This window comes from Streptomyces sp. NPDC050508, from assembly GCF_040655155.1.
Lineage (GTDB): Bacteria > Actinomycetota > Actinomycetes > Streptomycetales > Streptomycetaceae > Streptomyces.
On sequence record NZ_JBFAJJ010000043.1, the window covers coordinates 1 to 6,512 of the forward strand.

5 protein-coding genes and 2 pseudogenes are annotated in these 6,512 nt (G+C 69.1%); 4 read left to right on the forward strand and 3 right to left on the reverse strand.

Annotation, left to right across the window (positions count from 1 at the left end):
- Window positions 1-146: 146 nt before the first annotated feature.
- Both AB0I69_RS48685 and AB0I69_RS48690 read right to left on the reverse strand, forming a co-directional pair.
- On the reverse strand, window positions 147-665 hold the full coding sequence (locus AB0I69_RS48685; protein WP_363102311.1) for a hypothetical protein: 519 nt from the start codon (window positions 663-665) through the stop codon (window positions 147-149).
- Window positions 662-1,204, reverse strand: a complete 543-nt coding sequence (locus AB0I69_RS48690; RefSeq protein WP_363102312.1) for a hypothetical protein — start codon at window positions 1,202-1,204, stop codon at window positions 662-664. Before AB0I69_RS48690 ends, AB0I69_RS48685 begins: the two co-directional genes overlap by 4 nt.
- 810 nt (window positions 1,205-2,014) lie before the next feature.
- On the opposite strand from AB0I69_RS48690, the gene AB0I69_RS48695 reads away from it, so the two are divergent.
- The 3 genes and pseudogenes from AB0I69_RS48695 to AB0I69_RS48705 form a co-directional block, all read left to right on the forward strand.
- Window positions 2,015-3,589, forward strand: coding sequence for a peptidoglycan-binding protein (locus tag AB0I69_RS48695; RefSeq protein ID WP_363102313.1), 1,575 nt, complete (start codon window positions 2,015-2,017; stop codon window positions 3,587-3,589).
- A gap of 401 nt (window positions 3,590-3,990) precedes the next feature.
- Window positions 3,991-4,473: a hypothetical protein gene (locus AB0I69_RS48700; RefSeq protein WP_363102314.1), complete on the forward strand. Its 483-nt coding sequence runs from the start codon at window positions 3,991-3,993 to the stop codon at window positions 4,471-4,473.
- Window positions 4,474-4,581: 108 nt separating this feature from the next.
- Window positions 4,582-4,783: pseudogene (locus AB0I69_RS48705) on the forward strand (hypothetical protein); the annotation flags it as partial.
- A gap of 292 nt (window positions 4,784-5,075) precedes the next feature.
- On the opposite strand, the gene AB0I69_RS48710 reads toward AB0I69_RS48705, so the two are convergent.
- A complete protein-coding gene (locus tag AB0I69_RS48710) occupies window positions 5,076-5,984 on the reverse strand; it encodes a LysR family transcriptional regulator (RefSeq protein ID WP_363102315.1) in 909 nt (302 codons plus the stop codon).
- A 125-nt stretch (window positions 5,985-6,109) separates the two neighbouring features.
- Between AB0I69_RS48710 and AB0I69_RS48715 the strand changes: the two are divergent.
- Window positions 6,110-6,418 (forward strand): annotated as a pseudogene (locus AB0I69_RS48715) (SDR family NAD(P)-dependent oxidoreductase); the annotation flags it as partial.
- Window positions 6,419-6,512: the final 94 nt, after the last annotated feature.

Here is a 6,512-nt window from a genome sequence, read left to right on the forward strand (position 1 = left end):
GGGTGATCTTGGTCGAGAAACCGTCTACCAGGAGCTTCGTCGTTGCGCAGGACAGTCCAACTCGCGGTCAGGCACCGCAGCTTGAAAAGGGCTCAGTGAAGCGGCCCACCGCGGCAAGGCCTCGGCGGGCCGCTTCGGCGGCACCGCTATGTCATTGTGCTTCTCGTGGTGGACGACTGCAGCACGGTGCACTCGGAATCCCACCAGGGAAGGTCTTTGCGTACCTCGTTCAGAGTGCGCTCAGAATAGTCCGGTGGAGCTTCCGGGGTTCCGTCGACATCGAGGAGGTGGAAGTCCGCTGCCTTGCCGCTGACGGAAAGTTCACCGTCCGGGAAAAGGCCTATGCGCATCTGCCATAGGCGCCGGGACGTCGCGGGAGCGCTCGACATGATCGTGAAGGCGATCAGCGTGCGCTCGAGCGGCTCTTTGCTCCATTGGAAGGAGTGCAGTCCGCGTACCACAAGCAGCGCAGCGTTCCCTGTGCGGTATTGCAGGGCTGTACGCATGTCCAGGAGCAGCCCGGCACGGCCGGTCAGGGGACACATTCTGCAGTCGAGGAGGCCGACTTCCTGCAGGGCGTCGGACTCTTGCAGGGGGTCCCAGTCGATGGGGTCCGCTGATACGCCGTCGGCGGCGCCAGTGAAGAGGTCTTCGATACGGGTCATGGGATGGGGATGTGGTTGTAGGGGTCAGCGTTTGAGATGCCGACTTTACCCGTAATTGGGTTCATAGATTGGCCGTCAGCGTTCATGTAGATCACGTATCCGTTGGGATACTGGTACTTGCCCTTAGTGACGGGATCCATGATGGTCTTGGTGTCTTGGGCGTAGGCGATGGAGGTGATGACGCCGGTGGTGTCGTAGCCGGTGGTGCGGGTGATGCCGCCGGGCAGGGAGGCGGTCTTCTCCCGGCCCGCCGCGTCCAGGCCGAAGGTGACTTGCTCGGTGCCGGACGTGACCGAGGTGAGGATGTCCGAGGTGTCGTAGCCGTAGGTGGTGCTGGTCCCGGCCGCGGTCATCGTGGTGCGCCGGTCGCCGGCGTCGTAGCCGTAGTTGACCGTGCCGGTGGGGCCGGTGGGGCCGGTGGTGGAGATCAGGCGGTCGTAGGCGTCGTAGGTGAAGGCCTGGTTGCCGGCCTGGCTGTCGGTGATGTGCTGGGGCAGGTCGTTGGCGTCATAGGTGTAGGTGACGGTGGATTCCGCCATGGTGAGTGGGACCGGCGCGGGCAGCCAGGCTCCCGGCACTGGGAGCGGCGCTTGTGCCGGCGCAGCTCCTGCCTGCTCTCGCCGTACGGCAGATCGCGGGGCCGGGTCACCGCCGAGCCCTTCAGGCTGGTGGCGAACACCCCGCAGTCCGGGGACGGCCGGGCCCTTTCATCGGCCGTGGCCAGGTAGACCCGGTGTGTCCCGTCCGCCAGTTGCTCGACCCGGACGACGGACACCCCGTCGAGGCCGAGCAGCAACGTCGAATGGTTGAGCAAGCCCGCGGCTCCTGCATGATCGTTCTGCGTAGGGAACAGAAATGATCACGCAGGACGACGGGCACCTTGCGTCCAGGGCCAAGCCGTTCGACCCAACACCGAGCGTGATGCCGCGTCAGCAAGCCGAACCAGCGCACCGCTCAACTCTGACGCCCCCCTGACGGTTCTGGGTGGCTTCCCGCTGCTTCCACGGCACCAGCGCCCCTGCGGCCGAGACCTGGGCCGGCGCCAACGCAGTCGTCCTGCACGGCGGCACGGCCGCGCCGAAGCTGTCCCGCCCAACCGTCACACTGCTGCGGATCCCGGCAGGTCAGTGCCGGTGCCGTCCCGCAATTCCGACTCGCTGTGGACGCGGGCCGGGCCGGAGCCCAAAGATCACCTGCAGCGCTGCTTCCGACTGGCACCGCCCAAACGCTGGACCGTTGGCTCCGGCAGGACTCGCATGCCGCGTCGCCCAGCGGCTCCCGCGTTGCTTACCGCAACCAGGCGTCAAGGATTGGAACATGTCATGAACCTGTTTGACCACGGTCGTCAATTGTCGCGACGCAGGCTGCTGACCCTCGCCGGCGGCGCCGCGGTGGCCACGGCGGCCGGCATCGGATTCGCCCAGTCGGCGTCCGCGGCGTCCGCGGCGCCCTCGGCGCCCTCGGCGACCGGTTACGGGATCGACTACTCCGACGCGTCGCTCACCGCCGGTTCGGTCGCCACGGCGGGCTACGGCTTCGTGTGCCGTTACCTCAGCTGGCTGCCGAACCCGAAGGTCCTCACCCTGTCGGAGGCTCAGGCCCTGACCGCCGCAGATCTGGGCATCGTCTCCAACTGGGAGTCCGACGGGCTGCAGTCCTGGCAGAGCGGCGTCCCCTCCGACCCCCACGCTCAGGGGGCCGGGCATGCCACTGAGGCGCAGCGGCAAGCGCTGGCCAACGGGATGCCGTCGTCGCGGCCGATCTACTTCAGCGTCGACTTCGACCTTCAGCCCTCGATGTATACCGCGCTCAACTCCTACTTCGACGGCGTCGCCTCGGTGATCGGCCGGTCCCGGACCGGTGCGTACGGCGGCTACCACGTGATCAAGGAACTCTTCGACAACGGGAAAATAGCCTGGGGCTGGCAGACGTACGCGTGGTCCGGCGGGAACTGGGACAGCCGCGCGCAGTTGCGGCAGGTCCAGAACGGCATCACGGTCGCCGGGCACGACGCCGACCTGGACCAGGCGATGGCCGCCGACTTCGGGCAGTGGGGCGGCACAGGCGGCGGCGGTACCGGTGTCATCCTGCCGTCATGGCCGAACATCACCGACGGCATGACGGGGCCCAGCGTGCAGGCGGCGCAGTACCTGCTGCGCTATCACGGTGCCTCGATCACCGCCGACGGCCAGTTCGGGGCGGGCACCCTCGCCGCGACCAAGAGTTTCCAGTCCGCGCACGGCCTTGGTGTGGATGGCCAGATAGGCCCGCAGACCTGGTCGGCGCTGATTGTCCAGGTACAGGAGGGCTCCAGCGGCGACGATGTCCGGGCCGCCCAGGTGGAGTTGAACCGGTTCGGCTACGGCCTCACTGTCGACGGCAGCTTCGGTTCCGGCACCACCAGCGCCGCCCGGGCCTTCCAGTCCGCGCACGGCCTGGGCGTGGACGGTCAGGTGGGACCGCAGACCTGGCAGATGCTCGTGGGTACCGGGACCGGCGCCACGGGCGGTGGCACCGTCACGCCGCCCTGGCCGAATGTCATCTCCGGCGACACCGGGAACAACGTGCTGGCCGCCCAGAACCTGCTGCGTTACCACGGTGCCTCGATCACCGCCGACGGCCAGTTCGGGCCGGCCACCCTCGCCGCGACCAAGAGCTTCCAGTCCGCCCACGGCCTCAGCGCGGATGGCCAGATAGGCCCGCAGACCTGGTCGGCGCTGATTGTCCTGATACAGGAGGGCTCCAGCGGCGACGATGTCCGGGCCGCCCAGGTGGAACTGAATAAGTTCGGCTACGGCCTTACTGTCGACGGCGGCTTCGGTTCCGGGACCGTCAGCGCCGCCCGGGCTTTCCAGTCCGCGCACGGTCTGGGCGTGGACGGTCAGGTGGGACCGCAGACCTGGCAGATGCTTGTCGGCAGCTGACCGCCCAGCCCCTCCGGCGGCGAGTGTGCGGGGCGAGGTGGCCGCCACGGCCCGTTCGCCCTGCGCTCGCTCGCCGCTCAAGGAGGCTGCGGACGGCTGTGGAGTCCTGGACACCGGCGGCGGCTGTCCGCCCAGCAGTTGATGCCGGCCTGGGCGAGAGCGTCGATGATGCCGTGCTGCATCTGTGCATGAGTATGGCTGTGATCGCCGCCCACGCCCGCCCGAGACACCAGGAAGGAAAGGCAGGTGAAGCAGGACTTCGGCAGCAGTAGTCAACGCGGTTCCGCTTCGGTGGTGTGCGATCGCCGCGTGAACGAACGTCAGCGGTGCCTTCAGCGTCTCCATAACGGTCGGCAAGGACCGACCGCGCGTGAAGCGCCGATCAGTACGAGGAGACGCCGATGGCCCAACCTCCGTGCCGCCGCCGTGGCCGCACCACGCTGTCGGCCGTCTGCCTGGCCCTCGTTGCCGCCGGAGCCGCCGGCTGCTCCGGGCCGGACATCCGCAGTGGCGCGCCCCCGCTGAAGCTGTGCGGGATCACGTTCTGGAGCGGCGCCGAGGGGATCGGCAGGGTGTCTTTGAGCAGATCCACCCGGGGCATGCCCGCCGCTCCGGCCGCCTCCCGGCTTCCCGTCCGCACCGCCCGGCACGACGGCGGTCCGCCGCCCCGCGTCGTCTCCGTCTCCACCGACTGCTCCCACGGCCGTACGGTCGTCGTCTCTCCCGCCGCCTCCGTACGGGTGCGCACGGTCGCCAAGGACGCCGCCGGCCGCGTTGTCGCGCTCTCCCTCGTCCCGGCGAAGCCCGGCACCTCGGTCGAGGTCCACGTCTACGCCTACGACGGCACGCGCCCGACCGGTCACGTCACCATCGCCGTGCCCTGACCGACCGGGACCGCGCCGCGGCCGTCGAACGTGGCGCGGCCTGCGTTCGGCACAGACGCGCCCGGACCATGCCGCCCTACGAGGGGTGGTCACATCCCGATCCAGCCGGACCGCCTCCGGCTCCATCAAGGGCCCCTGACCTGCCAGGATATGGCCGCAGGGTTCGGCATGGATGTGGTGCCGGCGCGGGTGGAGGCACTGCGGTCGAAGGCGAAACGCCTGGTCTCGCGTGGCTGGCTGGCCGGCCGAGCCTGCGCCGGGCCGGTTCACGCTCGCGCAGGGTGTGGCCGGGCCAGGCGGCGCGTCATGAACAGCGTCATCGACCAGCAGACCGGTGGTGCGCCGCTCATAGGCGCGTGCCAGGCGGCGTGCCTGAGCCGACTTCTGCGCCCTGCTGTCACGGCGAACCGCAGGTGTGCGCGGCTGGGTACGGTGCCCAGTCCGGCCGGCGCCCGTTCTCAACGCGGCGCAGCCGGCCCTGCGGCGCGCCGGCCAGCACAGTGATCGAGGCCATGATTCTGCTGGCCGCCGGGCAATACGTCGAGCGTGTTAGTTGACGGCGCGGTCGTGTCGCACCCTTGAACGCCTTGCCGGGTGCGGCGTTATGGCACCGCGCGAAGCTGTGCGGCCTCGTGGCGGAGCGCCTTCACGGTGGCCGTCACCTCGGGAGAGCGGTTGCGGACCGTGACGGCGACAGTGGCTCGGCCGAGCCAGGCAGGGTCGTCGACGCGGACGGTGCGGACGCCGGTGGGGACCGCCGCGGCGGCCAGTTCGGGCAGTACGGCAACGCCGAGACCGGCGGCGACAAACCCCAGGCGAGTGGGCCATTCGCGGGCGGCGTAGGCGATCTGCGGGTGGTCGAGGGTTGGCCAGGCGCCGAACTGGGGGTCGTCGCGGAGTCCCTTGCCGACGATCCAGGCTTCGTCCCTCAGCTCGGTCACCGGGATGGTTCCACGGCCGGCGAACCGGTGGTTCGCGGGCACGGCGAGCAGGAGACGGCCGTCCAGAAGCAGGTCGCGGGGCAGTCCCTCGAAATCGTAGGCGGGCAGGTCCGGCCCCACACCGATCACTGCGACGTCGAGGCGGTGAGCGCGGAGTTGGCGAAGCTGCGTGGGCGAGGATGCCTCGCCGAACTCGACGATCAGACCCGGGTGGTCGTTTCGGAGGCGGGCCAGGGCTCTGGGGACGAGCACGGCGGCGGCCGAGGGGAACGCTGCGATGACGACTCGTCCGGTGAGGTGGTCCTGCAGCCCGGCGAGGTCTGTGCTGACGGCATCGATCTCGTTGAGGGCCGTCGCAGCTCGGCGGGCGAGCATCGTGCCCGCAGGGGAGGGAGCAACCCCGCGGGCGCCCCGGACGAACAGCGGTGCGCCCGCGGCGGCTTCCATCGCCGCCACCTGACGGGACACCGCTGACTGCGTGTATCCGAGCGCGTCGGCCGCGGCGGTAAACGATCCGGTGTCGACTACGGCCTGAATGACGCGCAGGCCGGTGAGGGTGAAGTCGGCCATGCCGTCATCCTGACACATTCCGGAGCCGCATGTCTCCTATGCGAGACCCTCGCTGGTGGAATGTCTCGGTCAGCAACACGATGGAGTGGCAACAGCAAGCGATCCACCGATAGGGAGCACCAATCATGGCGAAGACGTGGTTCATCACGGGCAGTTCGAGGGGGTTCGGCCGCGAGTGGGCGGAGGCGGCGCTCGAACGCGGCGATCACGTCGTGGCGACGGCTCGGGACGACGGCCGGCTGACTCCTTTGGTCGAGCGGTACGGGGATGCGGTATTGCCGGTCCGGCTCGACGTCACCGACCGTGCCGCGGTGCATGCGGCCGTGCAGCGTGCCCACTCGCATTTCGGTTCGCTGGACATCGCAGTCAACAACGCGGGCTACGGGCATTTCGGCATGGTTGAGGAGATTGACGAGGACGAGCTCCGGGCTCAGACACGGCAGCTGTAGATCCAGTGTCTGTGCTGGTCAGGTGTTGCCGGGGCGGGTGCGGGCATGAGTACGGCCACCGTGATCATGAACGTTTGTG

Excerpts from the sequence above, each read along its gene's own strand:
- AB0I69_RS48685 (WP_363102311.1), bottom strand. The coding sequence starts at position 665 with ATGACCCGTATCGAAGACCTCTTCACTGGCGCCGCCGACGGCGTATCA.
- AB0I69_RS48690 (WP_363102312.1), bottom strand. The coding sequence starts at position 1,204 with ATGGCGGAATCCACCGTCACCTACACCTATGACGCCAACGACCTGCCC.
- AB0I69_RS48700 (WP_363102314.1), top strand. The coding sequence starts at position 3,991 with ATGGCCCAACCTCCGTGCCGCCGCCGTGGCCGCACCACGCTGTCGGCC.
- AB0I69_RS48710 (WP_363102315.1), bottom strand. The coding sequence starts at position 5,984 with ATGGCCGACTTCACCCTCACCGGCCTGCGCGTCATTCAGGCCGTAGTC.